Origin of the sequence: Tsukamurella pseudospumae (genome assembly GCF_001575205.1) — a bacterium.
GTDB lineage: Bacteria > Actinomycetota > Actinomycetes > Mycobacteriales > Mycobacteriaceae > Tsukamurella > Tsukamurella pseudospumae.
This window is the reverse complement of record NZ_LSRE01000011.1, coordinates 40976-58598: the sequence shown is the minus strand read 5'-3', so window position 1 is coordinate 58598 and position 17623 is coordinate 40976. Positions and strand designations below refer to the sequence as shown.

Annotated in this window: 17 protein-coding genes; 9 read left to right on the top strand and 8 right to left on the bottom strand. The window is 70.2% G+C overall.

The genetic code is table 11. The annotated features are described in order from the left end of the window. Nucleotides 1-46 precede the first annotated feature (46 nt). The 5 genes from AXK61_RS08655 to AXK61_RS08635 all read right to left on the bottom strand — a co-directional run bounded on the left by AXK61_RS08655 (nucleotide 47) and on the right by AXK61_RS08635 (nucleotide 5834). Nucleotides 47-868 (bottom strand): SDR family NAD(P)-dependent oxidoreductase, encoded by an 822-nt coding sequence (locus AXK61_RS08655; RefSeq protein WP_068744813.1) that lies wholly within the window; start codon nucleotides 866-868, stop codon nucleotides 47-49. Between the two features lie 3 nt (nucleotides 869-871). Next, nucleotides 872-2755, bottom strand: a complete 1884-nt coding sequence (locus AXK61_RS08650) for a galactan 5-O-arabinofuranosyltransferase (protein WP_082789275.1) — start codon at nucleotides 2753-2755, stop codon at nucleotides 872-874. Between the two features lie 44 nt (nucleotides 2756-2799). Continuing rightward, complete coding sequence (locus AXK61_RS08645) at nucleotides 2800-3561, bottom strand: decaprenylphospho-beta-D-erythro-pentofuranosid-2-ulose 2-reductase (RefSeq protein ID WP_068744810.1); 762 nt, start codon at nucleotides 3559-3561, stop codon at nucleotides 2800-2802. 28 nt (nucleotides 3562-3589) lie between these two features. Next, a complete protein-coding gene (locus tag AXK61_RS08640) occupies nucleotides 3590-5014 on the bottom strand; it encodes an FAD-binding oxidoreductase (protein ID WP_068744805.1) in 1425 nt (474 codons plus the stop codon). Nucleotides 5015-5237: 223 nt separating this feature from the next. Continuing rightward, complete coding sequence (locus AXK61_RS08635) at nucleotides 5238-5834, bottom strand: TetR/AcrR family transcriptional regulator (protein ID WP_068744804.1); 597 nt, start codon at nucleotides 5832-5834, stop codon at nucleotides 5238-5240. A 111-nt stretch (nucleotides 5835-5945) separates the two neighbouring features. Between AXK61_RS08635 and AXK61_RS08630 the strand changes: the two genes are divergently transcribed. After that, nucleotides 5946-7106: an acyl-CoA dehydrogenase family protein gene (locus AXK61_RS08630; RefSeq protein WP_068744803.1), complete on the top strand. Its 1161-nt coding sequence runs from the start codon at nucleotides 5946-5948 to the stop codon at nucleotides 7104-7106. Here the strand turns inward: AXK61_RS08630 and AXK61_RS26040 are convergent. Beyond that, the gene (locus tag AXK61_RS26040; protein ID WP_082789274.1) at nucleotides 7075-7293 is read right to left on the bottom strand and encodes an RNA polymerase sigma factor; all 219 of its coding nucleotides are present in this window, start codon (nucleotides 7291-7293) and stop codon (nucleotides 7075-7077) included. The two genes, AXK61_RS08630 and AXK61_RS26040, sit on opposite strands and share 32 nt — an antisense overlap. A 155-nt stretch (nucleotides 7294-7448) precedes the next feature. Between AXK61_RS26040 and doeB2 the strand changes: the two genes are divergently transcribed. Genes doeB2 through AXK61_RS08610 form a run of 4 tightly spaced genes read left to right on the top strand, consistent with a single transcriptional unit; the run spans nucleotide 7449 to nucleotide 12476 of the window. Further along, on the top strand, nucleotides 7449-8597 hold the full coding sequence (doeB2, locus tag AXK61_RS08625; protein WP_068744802.1) for a N(2)-acetyl-L-2,4-diaminobutanoate deacetylase DoeB2: 1149 nt from the start codon (nucleotides 7449-7451) through the stop codon (nucleotides 8595-8597). A gap of 35 nt (nucleotides 8598-8632) precedes the next feature. Beyond that, complete coding sequence (locus tag AXK61_RS08620; protein WP_068744801.1) at nucleotides 8633-9886, top strand: aspartate aminotransferase family protein; 1254 nt, start codon at nucleotides 8633-8635, stop codon at nucleotides 9884-9886. After that, nucleotides 9883-11100 (top strand): ectoine hydrolase, encoded by a 1218-nt coding sequence (doeA, locus tag AXK61_RS08615; protein ID WP_068744799.1) that lies wholly within the window; start codon nucleotides 9883-9885, stop codon nucleotides 11098-11100. The genes AXK61_RS08620 and doeA overlap by 4 nt, the downstream gene beginning before the upstream one ends. Continuing rightward, complete coding sequence (locus AXK61_RS08610; protein WP_082789273.1) at nucleotides 11097-12476, top strand: NAD-dependent succinate-semialdehyde dehydrogenase; 1380 nt, start codon at nucleotides 11097-11099, stop codon at nucleotides 12474-12476. The genes doeA and AXK61_RS08610 overlap by 4 nt, the downstream gene beginning before the upstream one ends. 12 nt (nucleotides 12477-12488) lie before the next feature. Here AXK61_RS08610 and glmS read toward each other — a convergent pair whose 3' ends face one another. Together glmS and AXK61_RS08600 are read right to left on the bottom strand one after the other, a co-directional pair. Beyond that, on the bottom strand, nucleotides 12489-14309 hold the full coding sequence (gene glmS / locus AXK61_RS08605) for a glutamine--fructose-6-phosphate transaminase (isomerizing) (RefSeq protein WP_068570268.1): 1821 nt from the start codon (nucleotides 14307-14309) through the stop codon (nucleotides 12489-12491). A 15-nt stretch (nucleotides 14310-14324) separates the two neighbouring features. After that, nucleotides 14325-14585, bottom strand: coding sequence for an HU family DNA-binding protein (locus tag AXK61_RS08600; RefSeq protein ID WP_068570269.1), 261 nt, complete (start codon nucleotides 14583-14585; stop codon nucleotides 14325-14327). Nucleotides 14586-14733: 148 nt separating this feature from the next. Between AXK61_RS08600 and AXK61_RS08595 the strand changes: the two genes are divergently transcribed. From AXK61_RS08595 to AXK61_RS08580, 4 genes are read left to right on the top strand one after another with little or no spacing between them, the layout of a single operon-like run. Beyond that, nucleotides 14734-14949 (top strand): helix-turn-helix transcriptional regulator, encoded by a 216-nt coding sequence (locus AXK61_RS08595; RefSeq protein ID WP_231855487.1) that lies wholly within the window; start codon nucleotides 14734-14736, stop codon nucleotides 14947-14949. Beyond that, nucleotides 14939-15451 (top strand): hypothetical protein, encoded by a 513-nt coding sequence (locus AXK61_RS08590; RefSeq protein ID WP_068570271.1) that lies wholly within the window; start codon nucleotides 14939-14941, stop codon nucleotides 15449-15451. The genes AXK61_RS08595 and AXK61_RS08590 overlap by 11 nt, the downstream gene beginning before the upstream one ends. Nucleotides 15452-15480: 29 nt before the next feature. Beyond that, complete coding sequence (locus tag AXK61_RS08585) at nucleotides 15481-15918, top strand: GtrA family protein (protein ID WP_068570272.1); 438 nt, start codon at nucleotides 15481-15483, stop codon at nucleotides 15916-15918. Next, nucleotides 15918-17621 (top strand): glycosyltransferase family 39 protein, encoded by a 1704-nt coding sequence (locus AXK61_RS08580; RefSeq protein WP_068744797.1) that lies wholly within the window; start codon nucleotides 15918-15920, stop codon nucleotides 17619-17621. The genes AXK61_RS08585 and AXK61_RS08580 overlap by 1 nt, the downstream gene beginning before the upstream one ends. The last annotated feature ends 2 nt before the right edge of the window (nucleotides 17622-17623 follow it).

Sequence of the window (17623 nt, the reverse complement as noted above, 5' to 3'; positions counted from 1 at the left end):
GTGAGGCATATCAAAGTTTCCCCGGGTAACCGCCGAGGCCTCGAGCTCAGGTCAGCGACGCGATGGTGCGGTCCGTCGTCGCGGGGGAGAACAGGTCGACGACGGGGAGCAGCGCCCGCAGCGCGGCGGGGGAGACCTCGACGGGCTGGTGGGTCACTGCCCGGACCAGCCACCGCCCGGCCTCGTCGGGCTCGAGGGCCGAGGCGCCGGAGTACTCGGCCGTCGGCGCGATCATCTCGGTGCGGACCAGCGGGAAGTACACGTTGGTCGCGTGCACGCCCGGGTGCGGTCGCTCCGCGTTCAGGCTGCGCCCGAAGATCGACAGCGCGTTCTTGGACGCCGCGTAGGCGGAGAACTTGGGAAAGGTGTTGGCGAGCAGGCCCCAGGTGCACACGTTGACGATCTGGCCGCGGCCCCGCTCGATCATCCCCGGCAGCACGCCGAGCGAGAGCTGCACGGCCGCGAAGTAATTGAGGTTCATCGTGCGCTGATAGTCGTGGAACCGGTCGGTGGAATCGGCGATGGTCCGCCGGATCGAGTGGCCGGCGTTGTTGATGAGCACGTCCACCTCGCCGAGATTGGTGAGCAGCCCGTCGATCGAGTCGGAGTCCGTCAGGTCGCACAGGCGGTATTCGCCGCCGGTCAGTGCGGTGAGCTCCTCGAGCTCGGACTCGCGCCGCGCCACGGCGATCACGTGGGCGCCGCGCCCGGCCAGCTGGAGCGCCGCCTCCCGCCCGATGCCCGACGATGCCCCGGTCACCACGATCCGCAGGCCGCGGACCGTCCGCCCCGGGCCGGACAGGACGTTGTCGAGCGACTCGGGCAGCAGACTCCGGCGCTGCATGAGGTCACGCAGAGAGATCGACATCGGTCACTTCCTCACGATCACGACGAACGGGCCCGTCTCGGTGACGGCGAATCTCGGGTCCTCGAACAGCTTCTCGGGGAACACGACGGTGTACCGGCGCACGTTCGGGTCGTTCGGGTAGACGTCCTCGGCCAGGCGCAGGGACAGGCCGTCGGCGGACCGTCGGAACACGAACGCGGTGGGGGCGCGCCAGGGCGTGGTGTCGAGCGCGTGGATCAGCTCGTCGGGGGTGTCGAGCTTCGCCCACGATTCGATCGCCGCGGACCGGGCGCTGAAGTGCGCCAGCGGGTTCGCGTAGTTCGACGTGAGGTTCTGGAAGCCCCAGTACGGGTAGATCGCGAGGAAGCCGTAGTCGGCGGTGAGCACCACGGTGTCGGTCCGGGGTTTCCCGGTCGCGGCCAGGATCGCCGCGTCCACGTCCTTGTACGACGATTCCGCGCCCGCGGGGCGTCGGTCGCCGCGGTGCCCGTCACCGTCGGTGTCCGAGTAGGCGACGGCGATCTCCCCGGCCAGCTGCGCGGGGATCGTCTGCGCCACACCGACCGCGGCGAGCGCGCCGAGCACGATCCCCGCCTGCCGGTACCGGGGGTAGCCGTCGCCGAGCGAGCCGACGAGCGAGACCGCGCCGAGGGCGCCGGCGGCGGCGAGCAGGATGTGCAGCACGGGCTCGGTGCGGAAGCCGAGCAGTGTGGTCCCGGCGGGGGCTGCGACCATCGACAGCAGCGCCCAGAGGTACACCCCGCCGACCGCGAGGCCGAGCGCCTGCGCGTGCAGGCAGGTCCTGGCGCGCACCAGGATCCAGACGATGCCGATCAGCGCGAGCGCCCCGAGCAGCGAGAAGTGCAGCATGGGGAAGGGCAGGACCGAGCCCTGCTCCGGCAGATAGTGGAAGGCGGAGCCCTTGGGGTCGGTGCCGTCGCGGAGCGCGCGCAGCAGGAACGGGCCGTACGCGGGCGTGCCGATGACGATGGCGATGACGCCCATCGCGGCGACGCGCACCGGGTAGCGCCACTCGAGCCGGCGCTCGCGCACCCACGCGGCGATCAGCGCGACCGCGCCCATCAGCACGACGACGAAGGCGGCGACCCCGAGGTAGAGCGTGTAGAACCAGACCGCCACGCCGAGGTACGCGCCGACCAGCGCGATCGCGCCGCGATGGCCGCGCAGGATCGCGTACCAGGCGATGATCAACACGGGCGGGAGCACGATCGCGACCGCCGCGCCGTAGGGCTCGGCCGACCCGTAGAGCAGCATCGCGACCGTGGTCGCGAGCGTCGCGGCGACCGCGCGGGCGGGGCTCCACACGGCCAGCCAGAGGGCGAGCGCGATCGACGCCGCCACCGCGAGGGAGATGATCGCCCAAGGCTGGTACGCCTCCCAGCCGTCCATCCCGAACGCTTTCGCGAACCGCCCGCCGAGCCAGAACCAGCCGGGCGAGTACAGCGGCGGCATGTCCGCGTAGGTCATGTCCGCGAGCCGCGGTGAGCTCGTCAGGCGCGTGAGGTACTCGGTGCGGAACTGCTGGTCGACGGAGATGCCGCCGAGGTACAGCTTCGTGCCGCCGAGCGGCAGCGCCAGGGTGAGCGTGACGAATCCCGCGACGGTCGCGAACGAGACGAGCCGGGCGAGACGGGCGGGCCACCGTCGGGCGTGGGACAGGACCAGAGCGCAGGCGGTGAGCACCGCGATCGCGGCGACCTGCCCGACGGTCGCGAACGCCCGCGTGACGTTCGAGCTGCTGTAAGCGGGCCAGTCGACCGAGCGGATGGCGAGCCAGCCGACGACGCCGACCGCCGCCGCGAGGATCACGGCGGCGGCGAGGTCGAGGGCCAGGTCCCGGGCCCGGACGGGGGCCGCGGGGGCGTCGACGGTGCGCTGTTCAGTCACGCGGTCAGACTAGATGGGAGGGTTCGAGAACGGCCACGTGCGTGCTAGATCGGCAGGCGCTTGAAAATCGGCTGGGGAATGTTCTTGAGGCCGAAGCTCACGAAGCCCCACGGCGCGGGCGCGTAGATGAGTGACTTGCCGGCGATCGCGGCGTCGACGGCGAGGCGACCGATGACGTCCTTGTCGATCGTCAGTGGGGCCTCCTTGACGTGTGCCGAGAACTTGGTGCGCACCATGCCCGGGCGGACGACCAGCACGGAGCCGCCGAAGGGCTCGAGCGCCTGGCCCAGGTTGAGGTAGAAGCCGTCGAAGCCGGCCTTGGACGAGCCGTAGACGAAGTTGCTGCGGCGGGGACGCAGGCCCGCCACCGAGCTCATCGCGATGATCTGGCCGTGGCCCTGTTCCTTGAACCTCTGGCCCAGGAGCACGCCCACGGACACGGCGCCGGTGTAGTTGACCTGTGCGAGGAGCACGGCCTTGCGCTGGTTCTGCCACAGCTCCTCGGCGTCGAAGTCGAGGGCGAAGGCCACGATCGCGACGTCGATGTCGCCGCCCGCGAAGGCGGCGTCGATGGTCTTCTCGTGACCGTCGAAGTCGGTGGCGTCGAAGTCGACGACCTCGACCGAGGTGGCGCCCGCCGCCTCGACCTGGGCGACGGCCTGTTCGCGCAGCGGGTCGTTCGGCAGCGCGGCGAGCACGACGCGGATCGGGCCCTTCGCGAGGTACTCCTCGACGATCGAGAGGCCGATCTCGGAGGTGCCGCCGAGCAGCAGGATGGACTGGGGGACGCCGACGGCGTTCTTCATGGGGTGTGCTTCCTTGCGGTCGTGAGGCTCAGGCGAGTTCGAGGCGGCGGCCCATGTCGGACATGAAGACGCCGGTGGGGTCGATGCCGCGGCGGGTGGCGATCCACTCGTCGACTCGCGGGTACATGGCGTGGAACATCTCCGCGGTGGTCCGCGAGTCCTTCGCGGTGTACAGGCGCCCGCCCATGGCGAAGACGCGCTTGTCGAGTTCGGTGACGAACTCGTGCAGGCCCTTCTTGATGGGGAAGTCCAGGCACACGTTCCAGCCGCGCATGGGGAAGCTCAGCGGCGCGTCGTTGCCGTCGCCGAAGAGCTTGATCACGTTGAGGAAGCTCACGTGACCCGAGGCCTGGATGTCGCGGATGATCGCCTTGAACTCGTCCTCGTTGCCCGGCGGCACCACGAACTGGTACTGGATGAAGCCCTTCGGCCCGTAGAGCCGGTTCCAATCGCCGAACAGGTCGAGCGGGTGGTAGAACTGCGTCAGGTTGGCGATCTTGCCCTGGTAGGTGCTGCCGGTGACGCGGAAGTACGCCTCGCTGACCAGCGCGAAGTCGAACTTGTTCGCCAGGCCGTGCGGGAAGATGTCCGGGAACGTGACGAGATGCGGGGCGTCGAACTTCAGCGGGTCCTTGGCCAGTTTGTCCGGCAGGTCCTCGAGCTTCGCGAGGCTGCCCCGCGAGAACGTGCCGCGCCCCAGCTTCTTCTTGGAGATGGAGTCGAACCAGCCGGAGGAGAAGTCGGCCCCGTCCTCCCAGCCGCCCAGGTGCAGTTCCACGGTCTCGTCGAGAGACTGCGTGACGCAGCCGTCGGCCTTGAAGTAGGCGGTCTCGGTGTGCTGCATGTGCAGCTTGGCCCGCAGGATGATGCCGGTGAGGCCGATGCCGCCGACGGTGGCCCAGAACAGCTCGCCCTTCGGGTCGTCCGGTGTGCCCTTCGGCGCGAGCGTCAGGATGCGGCCGTCGGCGACGAGCAGCGTGATCTCGGCGACCTGATTGCCGAAGCTGCCGGTCGAGTGGTGGCTCTTGCCGTGGATGTCGTGCGCGATGGCCCCGCCGACGGTGACCTGCCGCGTGCCGGGGAGCACGGGGACCCACAGGCCGAAGGGCAGCGCCGCCTTCATCAGGGTGTCGAGGTCGACGCCGGCGTCCACGTCCGCGATGGCCTTCTCGGCATCGATGTCGTGGATCGCGCTGAGCGGCGTCATGTCGATGGTCAGGCCGCCGGAGTTCTGCGCCGACTCGTTGTACGAGCGGCCCAGACCGCGCGCGATGACGCCGCGGCGCAGGTAGGCGGGCTTGTCGGCCTCGGCGTCGGCCACGACGGCGACGGCCTTGGCGATCTGGTCCACGTCGGGGGTGGACAGCACGTGCCCCTCGATCGGGGTGGTGCGCGACCACCCCATCAGCTTGCGCGTCGAGATGGGCAGATAGGGAAGAGTTGTCTCGGACATCGCAGGCCAGAATACCGCGCCCAACCTGAGTCGACACTGAGCTTCCCGCCCGCTGTGACGCTTCCGGCGCATCGCACCGGGGCGATCGCGTGGCGGGGGTACGCCATTCGCGCGACACTCGGATTCGGTCCGTACCGGACAGCGTGTCCATATCGGACAGGATCCGAGTGCGCCGGGATCGACCTACCCCGAGGTCGCGGCGCGAAGTGAGCTCGGACCGGCGTCACGCCTTCCCGGGCTCGGTGTTCACGGACAGCAGGGGCTTGTCGTCCGACGGTGCGCCGGGCTCCCGCAGGTGCTCCCACATCGCGTCCACGAGGGGCTGCAGGAACAGGGTGCCGAGCTGCCGGACCATCATGGCGATGACCTGGTCGGACTCGGGGCGGTCGGTGGACGCGAGGTGGGCCGCGCGCAGCCGCACGACCTCGCTGCGGCCGAGCTCGGTGAGCCGGATCAACAGGTTCGAGCCCGCGGGGTCGAGGAAGGAACGGCGCAGGTAGTCCACGACGGCCGGATGCCGGGCCAGCATCTCGCGGACGGCCGCGTCGCGTGCCGCCGCGACCTCCGCGGGAGCACCCTCGTCCGGCACGCTCGCGATCGCCCGGGCGTGGTACTCGACGATCTGCTCCTCGACCGCGCCGCGCAGCCCGTCCTTCGTCGTGAAGTGGTGTTGCACGAGGCCGACGGTGACCCCTGCGCGGGCCGCGACGGCGCGCAGGGGGACGGCGCTCGCACCCTGCGCGGCGAACAGCTCCAGTGCGGCGTTGCGGATCCTCGCCTTGGCGGTGAGGTCATCGCTCGTCGCAGGGAGATCGGTCACGGATGTCCCTTCCACCTGCGTGATGGTACTGGCTCAGGGGTTGCGCTGTACAGGCGCATCGTGGACTATACAAACGTATCGTCCGTTGATCGAGCTGGAGAAGAGACCGTCGTGACCGCACTGTTCCCCGAGTACCGCCCCTCCTGGGAGACCCCCGAGCACACGGAGTTGCGTGCGCACGCCGCGGAGTTCTTCCGGCGCGAGGCCGCCCCGAACCAGGAGCGATGGGCCGAGCAGCACCAGGTGGACCGCGAGTTCTGGAACAAGGCCGGTGCCGCCGGACTGCTCTGCACCGAACTGCCGGAGTCCCTCGGTGGCGCGGGCGGGGACTTCGGTCACGATTCGGTGGTCGTGCAGGAGCTGGCCCTGTCGGGGGACTCCGCTTTCGGCTTCGGCGTGCATTCGACGATCTGCGCGCACTACATCGAGGACTGCGGCACTGAGGAGCAGCGTGCGCGCTGGCTGCCGGGCGCCGCCTCCGGCGACGCGGTCCTCGCGATCGCGATGACCGAACCGGGTACCGGCTCCGACCTGCAGGCCGTGCGCACGACCGCGGTCCGCGAGGGCGACGACTACGTCATCAACGGCAGCAAGACCTTCATCTCCAACGGCAGCCACTGCGACCTGCTCATCGTCGTGGCCAAGACCGATCCGTCCCAGGGCGCCAAGGGCATCTCGCTCATCGTCGCCGAGACCGACGGACTCCCGGGCTTCGAGCGCGGGCGCGTGCTCAAGAAGATCGGTCAGCACGGTCAGGACACGCGCGAGCTCTCCTTCGTCGACATGCGGGTTCCGGTCGCGAACCTCCTCGGCGGTGTCGAGGGCCAGGGCTTCTACCAGTTGATGCGGCAGCTTCCGCGCGAGCGGCTGAGCATCGCGATCGGCGGTGTCGCAGCTGCGGAGGCCGCGCTGGCGGAAGCGGTCCGGTACACCAAGGAGCGCAAGGCCTTCGGCAGCGCGATCGCCGACTTCCAGAACACCAAGTTCGTGCTCGCCGAGTGCAAGGCCGAGGTCCTCGCCGGAAAGACGCTGGTGGACCACTGCATCGGGCTCGCCATCACCGGCGGCCTGGACGCCGCCACGGCCTCGATGGCGAAGCTGTGGGCGACGGAGATGCAGTGTCGCGTGATCGACCGCTGCCTGCAGCTGTTCGGCGGCTACGGCTACATGATGGAGTACCCGATCGCCCAGATGTACGCGGCGGCGCGCGTCCAGAAGATCTACGGCGGCACCAACGAGATCATGAAAGAGCTGATCGCCCGGGGGATCTGAGGTCCGCGCGAAGGGCCTCGAGCGCGCGGTGCTGGCGGACGCGGACGGCGTGCGGCGAGAGCCGTAGGGCGGCGGCCGTCTGCTCGACGGTGCGTCGCTGCACCACGCGCAGATGCAACACGCGGTAGAGCTCGGGCGGAAGCGCTGCCCGCAGGCGCGCATCGGCGCACGGAGATTCGTGTCCCATGGTGCTTCCACGGTAGGGAGCCGCGCACCGTCACCGCATCCTCCGAACGGATGATGAGTCCTCCGACTATCGGACGATTCGACGTTGGACGACGTGCGGACCGTTTCGGCGGTACGTTGAGAGGGACCGAGACGGACGCCATCCGAGGAGGTCCGATGAACGATTCTTGGGCCGAGACCGTTGCCCGGGCCACCGAACTCCGACGCGAACTTCATCGCCGCCCCGAACTCGCCTGGGCGGAGCACGTCACCGCCGCGGCCGTGCGCGCCGAACTCGACGCGATCGGCCTCGCGTGGAACGCCTGTGCGGGGACGGGCACGGTCGTCCGCCTCGCGCCGGACGCCGCCGGGCGGCACACGGCGCTGCGCGCCGACCTCGATGCCATGCCGATTCCGGAGGCCACGGGACTGCCGTACGCCTCGGAGAACGACGGTGTCATGCATGCGTGCGGTCACGACGGGCACACCGCCGCGCTGCTCGCCGCGGCGCGCTGGCTGCACCGCCACGCGTCGAGCCTGCCCGGCCCGGTGACGCTGCTGTTCCAGCCCGCCGAGGAGGGCGGGCACGGCGCGCGCGGGATGATCGACGACGGCGCCCTCGACGGCGTGGATGTCGTTTTCGGCTGGCACAATTGGCCCGGCCTGCCCTTCGGTCGGGCGCTGTGTCCCGACGGTGCCGTGATGTCGGCGAACGGCACCTTCGAGGTCGAACTGATCGGCCGGGGCGGCCACGCCTCCCAACCGGAGGCCACCCACGATCCGGTGCTGGCCGCTGCGGCGGTCGTGGTCGCTCTGCAGCAGATCGTGGCGCGACGCATATCGCCGCAGCAGGCGGCCGTCGTCGCCGTCACCTCGCTGCGGGCCGAGAGCGCCGCCACCGTCACGCCCGGGTCGGCCTCGCTCGCCGGTAGCGTCCGCGCCGCCGCCGACGGCGCCCGTACGCGCATCTTCGCACTCATCGACGAGATCTCCCGGGCCACCGCCGCTGCGCACGGCGTGGCGGCCGAGGTCCGGACCGTCGTGCGCTACGGCGCCACCGTCAACCATCCGGGACCGGCAGCCGAACTGCGGGAACATCTGTCGACGGTCCTCGGCCCGGACTGGCACGATCCCGTCGCGCCGACACCGGTCCTCGCCTCCGAGGACTTCAGCTACTACCTGCAGCGAATACCCGGTGCGTTCGCGCTCCTCGGGTCCGGTGCCACTGCGCCGCTGCACAGCGGCGACTACGACTTCGACGATGCCCTGCTCGACCCCGCCGCGCGCCTGCTGGTGGGTCTCGCGGGGGCGCCGGAGCCGCCCTGAACGGAAGTCACTCGCACGGAACGAAAGGGATTCGCATGGACACCACTGCATTCGAGAACTGGGAATCGGAAGTCCGCGGCTACTGCCGGAACTTCCCCACCGTCTTCGCGTCCGCGTCGAACGCCCGACAGGTGGACGAGGCCGGGAAGAGCTACATCGACTTCTTCGCCGGCGCCGGCGTGCTCAACTTCGGACACAACAACCCGAACATGAAGCGCGCCATGATCGACTTCCTCGAAGCCGACGGAGTGGCGCACAGCCTCGACACCTACACCACCACCAAACGCGACTTCCTCACCCGCTTCCACGACGTGATCCTCGCCCCGCGCGGCATGGACCACCGCATGCAGTTCACCGGCCCGACCGGGACCAACGCGGTCGAGGCGGCCCTCAAGCTGGCGCGGCTGGTCACCGGTCGGCGCGAGGTGGTGGCCTTCAGCCACGGCTTCCACGGCATGACCCTCGGCGCGCTCGCCGCGACCGCGAACGAGGCCTTCCGTCAATGGGCGGGCGTGCCCCTGCGCGATGTCGTCCGGCTGCCCTTCGAGACCGCGCCCGGCGGGAAGGCCGCGCTCGCCGACTACGCCGCGGCCCTGGCGGATCCGTCGAGCGGGCACACCGCGCCCGCGGCCTTCCTCGTGGAGGCCGTGCAGGCCGAGGGCGGTGTGAACGTCGCGAGCTCCGACTGGCTGCACGCGGTGCAGGACCTCGCGCGCGAGACCGGCGCGCTCTTCATCATCGACGACATCCAGGCCGGCTGCGGCCGCACCGGCAGCTACTTCAGCTTCGACGGCTACGGCCTCGACCCCGACGTGATCACCCTGGCCAAGGGGCTCGGCGGCTACGGCACGCCGATCGCCATGAACCTCAACAGGCCCGCGGTCGACGCGCACTGGTCCCCCGGCGCGCACACCGGCACCTTCCGCGGGCAGGGTCTGTCGATGGTGGCGGGCACCGTCGCCCTCGACTACTTCGCCGACGACGAGCTGATGACCGCCGTTGCGGTGAAGGGCGAGACGATGCGCGAGAAGCTCGCGGCGATCGCCGCGGCCCACCCGGACCGGGACTGGGAGGTGCGCGGCAAGGGCATGATGCAGGCGCTGGACACCGGCGATGGTGCCTTCGCCAAGGCCGTGCAGAAGGCCTGCTTCGACGCGGGATTGCTCATCGGCCCCTGCGGTAGCGGCGGCCGGGTGCTCAAACTCATTCCACCGCTGACGATCCCCGACGAGGACCTGGCCGCGGGGCTCGACATCCTGAAGGGCGCCGTGGCGGAGGTGGCCCGATGAGGGCGCGCGACGACATGACCTTCCCTCCCGAGGAGTACGAGCGGCGCCTGGGCGAACTGCGGGAGCGGATGGAGCGCCGCGGGTTGGACGCGGTGGTGATCACCGATCCCGAGAACCTCATGTACCTCACCGACTACCAGACCACCGGGTACTCCTTCTTCCAGGCGCTGGTGGTCCCGCTCGACGACGAGCCCGTCATGATCACCCGCGCGATGGAGGAGTCCAACGTGATCGCGCGGACCTGGGTCGAGCGCACCCGGCCGTACCCCGATACGGGCGACGCCATCCAGGAACTGGTGCTCACCCTCAAGGAGGGCGGCCTCGGCACGAAGCGCGTGGGCTACGAGCGCAACAGCTACTTCTTCCCCGCCTACCAGCAGGACCGCGTGCACACCTCGTTCCAGCAGGGGGTGCTCATGGACTGCTTCGGCATCGTCGAGGCCGGCCGGGCGCGCAAGTCCGACGCCGAGATCGCGGTGATGCGCAAGGCCGCCCACGCGGCGGAGGCCGGCATGGCCGCCGGGTTGGAGGCCGCCGTTCCCGGCAACACCGAGAACGACGTAGCGGCGGCGATCAGCGCCGCGATGTTCCGGGCGGGCGGCGAATTCCCCGCCGTGATGCCCTATGTCGCGTCGGGCCCGCGGTCGATGATCGGACACGCCACCTGGGAGGGCCGCACCATCGAGCCGGGGGAGCACGTCTTCCTCGAGGTCGGCGGCTGCTATCGCCGCTACCACGCGGCGCTCATGCGCACCGTCGTCAACGGGGATCTGTCGGGCACCATGCTCGAGGCGCAGGAGCGGATGAAGCTGGCACTCTCGGAGCTGAAGTCGCTGATGCGTCCGGGAATGACGGTCTCCGACGCCGATTCGCTGGTACGGCGCATCATCTCGGACAACACGGTCGGGGCGCGGCTGGTCACCCGGTCCGGCTACTCGATCGGGATCGCCTTCCCGCCGTCGTGGGACGAGGGCTACATCCTGTCGCTGAACCCGGGTGACTTCACCGCACTGGAACCGGGCATGACCTTCCACGTGATCCCGTGGATGTGGGGCGTCGACGGCGACAAGACCGTCGGCATCTCCGACACCATTCGGATCACCGACGACGGATGCGAGTCCTTCTTCACGCTGGACGAGGACTTCACCGTGCACGACGGTTCCGCCGGCGACGGTGCGACCCAACAGGAAACGACCGAGGAGGTGCTGCCATGACCACGATGCTGACCGTGATCGATCCCTCGACCGGTGACCGGATCCGCGAGGTTCCGGCCGCCGGGCCCGTGGAGATCGAGACGACGCTCGAGCGTGCCGAATCCGCCTTCGTCGACTGGCGGCGGACCGGATTCGCCGACCGGGCGAAGCTGCTGCGCGCAGTGGGTGCCGAACTCCGCAGGGGTGTAGAGGATTACGCGTACGTGATGACCGAGGAGATGGGCAAGCCCATCACCGAGGCGCGCGGCGAGGTGATCAAGGCGGCGTGGGCGGCGGAGCACTACGCCGAGCACGGCGAGCAGTACCTGGCGGCGGAGTCCGTCGAATCCGATGCCACGTCCAGTTACGTGCAGTACCTGCCGCTCGGCCCGGTACTCGGCGTGCTGCCGTGGAACGCCCCGTTCTGGCTGGCCTTCCGGTTCTGCGCGCCCGCGCTCATGGCGGGCAACACCGCGGTCATGAAGCACGACCCGCACGTGCCGGGCTGCGCCGCCGCGATCGCGGGTGCCTTCCGCGCGGTCGGGGCGCCCGACGGTGTCTTCGCCTCCCTCCCGGCGGCCACGGCCGACGTGGCCGGGGTGATCCGGGACCGCCGGATCCGGGCCGTCTCCTTCACCGGGTCCGATCGCGCCGGCGCCGCGGTGGCGTCCGTGGCCGCGTCGGAGATCAAGCCCGCCGTGCTGGAACTGGGCGGGTCGGACCCGTCGATCGTGCTGGCGGACGCCGACATCGAGTCCGCGGCCGAGACGCTGGCCCTGTCCCGGATCATCAACGCGGGGCAGTCCTGCATCGCGGCCAAGCGGATCATCGTCGAGCGGCCGGTGCTCGACGAGTTCGTCGAGGCCCTGCGCACGCGGCTCGCCGCGCTGCGGATGGGCGATCCCCGGCACGACGACACCCAGGTGGGCCCGATCGCGCGTGCCGACCTGCGCGAGAACCTGCACCGTCAGGTCACCGAGACCGTCACCGCCGGCGCGACCTGCCTCCTGGGCGGGACGGTGCCCGACGCCCCGGGCTTCTACTACCCGCCGACTCTGCTGACCGGCGTGCGCCCGGGCATGGCCGCATGTGCCGAGGAGACCTTCGGCCCCGTCGCCGCGGTGATGACGGCGGTCGACGCCGAGCATGCCCTCGACCTCGCGAACGCCACCCCGTACGGCCTCGCGGCGAGCGTCTGGACCGACGCCGCGCGCGGCGAGGCCATGGCCCGCGACCTGGAGGCCGGACAGGTCAGCGTCAACGGCATCGTCAAGACCGACCCGCGGCTGCCCAGTGGCGGTGTGAAGCGCTCCGGCTACGGCCGCGAGCTGGGCCGCGCGGGTATCCACGAGTTCGTCAACGCTCAGCAGGTGTGGGTGGGGCCGAAGCGGGACTGACCGTGTGGCGGCCTATTCGACGGTGACCGACTTCGCCAGGTTCCGGGGGCGGTCGATGTTGAGGCCCAGGCTCAGCGCCGCGTAGTAGGCCAGCAGCTGGGTCGGGATCATCAGCAGGATCGGGTCCAGCTCGGGCTCGTTCTTGGGCACCGTCAGCGTCACCTTGGACTCGGGCAGGTCGACGCCCGGGTTGGTGATCGCCACGATGTCGCCGCCGCGGGCCGCGATCTCGTGCAGGGCACCGATGTTGCGGTCGAGCAGCTCGTCGTCCGGCACGATCGCGACGGTCGGCATCTCCGGGTTGATCAGCGCGAGCGGGCCGTGCTTGAGCTCGGAGGCCTGGTACGCCTCGGCGTGCCGGTAGCTGATCTCCTTGAACTTCTGCGCGCCCTCGCGGGCGGTCGGGTACCCGCGCACCCGGCCGATGAAGAACAGGCTCGGCGCCTCGGCGAGCAGCTTCGCGGCCTGCTCGACATCGCCGGGGGCGTCGATGATCTCACCGATCTGCGCAGGGAGGGCCTTGAGGCCCTTGACGATCCGCGTACCGTCGGTGATGGAGAGGTCGCGGACGCGGCCCAGGGCGAGCGCGAGCAGAGCGAAGCCGACCGCCATGTGCGTATTGGCCTTGGTGGAGGCGACGGAGACCTCGGGCCCGGCGTGCAGGTAGATGCCGCCCGAGACCTCGCGCGCGATGGTCGAGCCGACCACGTTGACCAGGCCGACGATGGTGCCGCCCTTGCGCTTGACCTCCTGCACCGCGAACGCGGTGTCGGCGGTCTCGCCCGACTGGCTCACGGCGACGTACAGGGTGTCGGGCTCGACGATCGGGTTGCGGTAACGGAACTCACTGGCGGGCTCGGCGTCCGCGGGGATGCGCGCGAGCTCCTCGATGAGCGACGCGCCGAGCTGACCCATGTAATAGGCACTGCCGCAACCGAGGATCTTGACGCGCTTGAACCGGCGCATCGCCTGCGCATCCAGGTTCAGGCCGTCGAGGCGGGCGGTGGCGAACCGTTCGTCGAGCCGGCCGGAGAGCATCCGCTCGAGCGAGAAGGGCTGCTCGGCGATCTCCTTGAGCATGAAGTGGCTGTGGTTGCCCAGCTCCAGGTCGTCGGGCGAGATGTCCACGGTGGTGGCCGACTTCGCGACGGCGCGGTTGTCGTCGGCGTTGAACATGCGGAACCCGGACGCGGTGACGGTGGCGCACTCGCCGTCGTCCAGGTGGACCACCTGGCTGGTGTGCCGCACCACGGCGGAGATGTCGGAGGCGACGAACATCTCCTTGTCGCCCACGCCGAGGATCAGCGGCGAGCCGTTGCGGGCCACGACGATCCGGTCGGGGTGCTCGGTGTCGATCACGGCCAGTGCGTAGGTGCCGCTGAGCCGGGCCAGGGTCTGCCGGACGGCGTCCTCCAGGTTGTCCGCGCCGGTGCGGGCGATGAGGTGCGCGACCGCCTCGGTGTCGGTGTCGGAGGTGAGCTCCACCCCGTCGGCCTCGAGTTCGAGGCGGAGGTCCCGGGCGTTGTCGATGATGCCGTTGTGCACCACGAAGATCCGCTCGGTCACGTCGGTGTGCGGGTGGGCGTTCGGCTCCGAGGGAGCGCCGTGCGTGGCCCACCGGGTGTGGCCGATGCCGGTCTTGCCCGCCAGCCGCTTGGGCAGCGCCGCCTCGAGATCGCGGACGCGGCCGACGCTGCGCACTCGCTTGGCGCCCGACGGGCCGAGGACCGCGATGCCCGCCGAGTCGTACCCGCGGTACTCGAGCTGGGTGAGCCCGTCGACGAGGATGTCCACGGCCGTCTGGCCACCGATGTATCCGACGATTCCGCACATGCTGGGGTGGGGCTCCTAGCTGTAGATGAGACGGCGCAGCTGCCGCTCGGTGAGATCGGGCGCGGCGACGAGCCTGCTGCGCAGCTCGTCGGACAGGGTCGCGAAGATCTCCGCGTTCTTCGCCCCGCGGCCCTGCAGGGCGCTGTGGCGGCGGCGGACGAACTCCTCGACGGGTTCCCGGTAGTAGGCCGTGACATCGTCGATCACGCGCCCGGCCTCGGCGGCCGAGAGCCCCGTGGTCCGCGCGATGTGATCCACGAGGTCGCTGTCCGGCACGCCTCGATCTTGCGGGTTCGACGGTGCCGTGTCAATTATCTGCCCGGAATCGGGCAGAACTGAGACGAAACCTGCGTATCGCGACGCGCTCGAGTCGCGATGTCAAGAAGGCTTGACATAGAAATGTCAAGTCTGCTTGACTATGTGCGTGGAGGATGAGAACCCGGTGCGGGCGCGGCGACGCGCCCAGCGCATCACCCAGGCCGAGCTGGCCGTCGTCGTCGGCGTGAGCCGTCAGACGGTGGTCTCGGTCGAGAAGGGCGACTACGCGCCCAGCGTGTACCTGGCGTTGAAGATCGCCCGGGCCCTCGACAGCACCGTCGAATTGCTTTTTCCGCTGGAGGAGGAGAGTCATGTCCGCTGATACGAAGCTCGAGGAGTTCATCCTGGCCCCGTCGGACCCCGCCTGGGGCGACGAGCGCAACCGGGACGAGTACTACCGCGCCAATGCGATCGCCTCCTTCTGGAGCATCTACGCCTTCTTCGGGGTGGCGATCGTCGCGGCGGCCGAGGGCGCGGTGGCAGCCGCGCTGCTCGCGCTCGTCGCGCCGGGGGCGATCCAGATGACGGCGGTGCAGCGGTACTGCCGGCGGCACGGGGTGCCCCTGAGCCAGGTGCTGAGCATGTTCAACCGCGGTCGGCGGCGGTGGATATCCCTGGCGACCACGATCCCCCTCGGGCTCGCGGCGCTGATCCTGATCCTGCTGCACGAGGGCGGCCGGTTCCGCGACCTGGGCACGCTCGCGGGCGGCCTGGTCGGCGGTGTCGTGGGCGCCGGCGCGGCTTTCGTCGCCCTGCGCGTGCTCGCCTCCCGCGAGCGCAAGAGCGAGGAGCGGGCCGCCGCCGAGGACGACGTATTCGAATAACGAAGGATCCGTCGGTACGATATGACCTCGTGACCACCTCCGAAGCCGCTGATCGGGAGCATCTCGATCTCAAGACGCAACTCGTGCGCTTCATCGTGACCGGTGGCTTCTCGGCGATCGTGGACTTCGGCCTCACGCTGCTCCTCGGCAAGTTCCTCGGGCTCGATGAGGCCCTCGCCAAGACCATCGGCTTCATCTGCGGAACCACCACCGCGTACCTGCTGAACCGCCGCTGGACCTTCAAGGCCGAGCCGTCGACCAAGCGGTTGATCGCGGTGTGGGCTCTGTACATCGCGATGTACGGCGTGCAGCTGGGTCTGTACATGGCGTTCTTCACGCTCTTCCCGCCGCCGGAGGACGGGATCGGGAGCTACGTCAACCGTCTCGTCGCCTTCGTGATCGCTCAGGGCACCGCGACCGTGGTGAACTTCATTGTGCAGCGCACGGTGATCTTCCGGTTGATGTGATGTCCTCGGCACCGCGGCCGCGGCCGCGATGGCGAGATCGGGAGGGGCATTGGCCGCGGCGAGCACTGTTCCTTCCCTGGGCGTTCGCGCTCGGCGGCGTCCTGCTGTCGCTGTGGCACGGCGGGCGGCCCTCGGTGTGGTTCGACGAGCTCGCCACCGCGTCCGCGATCGACCGCTCGCCCGGTGAGCTGTGGCACCTGCTGACGAACATCGACGCGGTGCACGGCCTCTACTACTGGTGCGTGCGCACCTTCTCCCTGGCATTCGGCATGGACGAGACCGCGTTGCGGGCCTTCTCCGCGCTCGGCGTCGGCGCGGCCACGGCGGCCTGCTACGTCCTCGCCCGCCGGCTCGGCGGCGATGTCTTCGCGCTGGTCGCGGGGATTATCGCGCTGATCCTGCCCCGGATCACCTGGGCCGGCGTCGAGGCCCGCTCGTACTCCTGGGTGATCGCCTCCGCGGCACTCGTCCTGATCGCGGCGCACCGCGCGGCGTCGGCGGCCGGTGCCCCCGGTGCCGCGACGTCAGGCGCGACCGTCATGCGGCGGGCCTGGTTCGGTTACGGTGCGGCGCTGCTCCTCGCCACGGTGCTGTTCCTCTACTCGGCGACCCTCGCGCTCGCCGTGGCGGTCGTCCTCGCCTCCGACCCGCGGACCCGCACGCGCGCCGTCCTCCGGCCGGCCGTGATCGCGTCGGTCGTCGCGATCGTCCTCGCGAGCCCGGTGGCGATCCTCGCGGCCACCCAGCGCGATCAGGTGTCGTGGCTGCGCTGGCCGGGGTGGCGGATCTTCCAGAACGTCATGGTCGACCAGTGGTTCGACCATTCCCTCGCCTTCGCCGCGGCCGCGTGGCTCGTGATCGCCGTCGCGGCGGTCCTGTGGTGGCGCCGCGGCGTCGCCGGCCCCGCCCGGACCGCGGGGGCGGCACCGTCGGACCTGGGGCCCGCGGTGCGCTACGGACTGGCGGGAGCGCTGGTACCGCTCGCGGCGATCCTGCTGGTCTCGCCGGTCGTGCCCTCGTACGTGGGGCGGTACGTGAGCTTCACGGTGCCCGGTGTGGTGCTGGTGCTCGCCGCCGCGGTCACGACGGTGGCGCGCGCCCTGCCGCGGCCGCGGGTGGCGGGCGCAGTGGTGCTCGTCGCGCTCACGGTGGCCGCGATCCCGGGCTACCTGTGGCAGCACAGCCCGCTGTCGAAGCCGGGCGGCAGCGATTTCAGCTATGCGGCGCGATACATCCGCGACAACGCGCGGCCGGGCGACTGCGTGTTCTTCCAGGTGCAGCCGAGCTGGGCGTGGCCCTCGCTGCGCATCGCGTACGACGGCCTGCCCGGGATGTTCGACGGTCTGCGGGACATAGGCGACGACGGGAACCGGCGCACCGAGGGCAAGCTCTGGGACAAGGAGAAGGGCGTCAACCAGTGGGCCTCGTGGGCTGCTGACAACTGCACGGCTGCATGGGTTCTCACAGATGCGGACCGGCCGGAGACGGACTTCCGGCAGGAGAACGGGAATCTGTGGTGGACCTTCCGTCCCTTCCAGTTCATGGGGACGGACATGCAGGTATCGCTGGACGACGGCGGCCTCGCGGTGACCCATCAGGAGCAGTTCCACATCCTGCAGGTGGTTCATCTCGTGCAGCCGGAGGCGTCATCGGGGCCGATTCCGCCCCCGCTGCCCCCGCACACCCGCCACTCCTACTGGTGAAC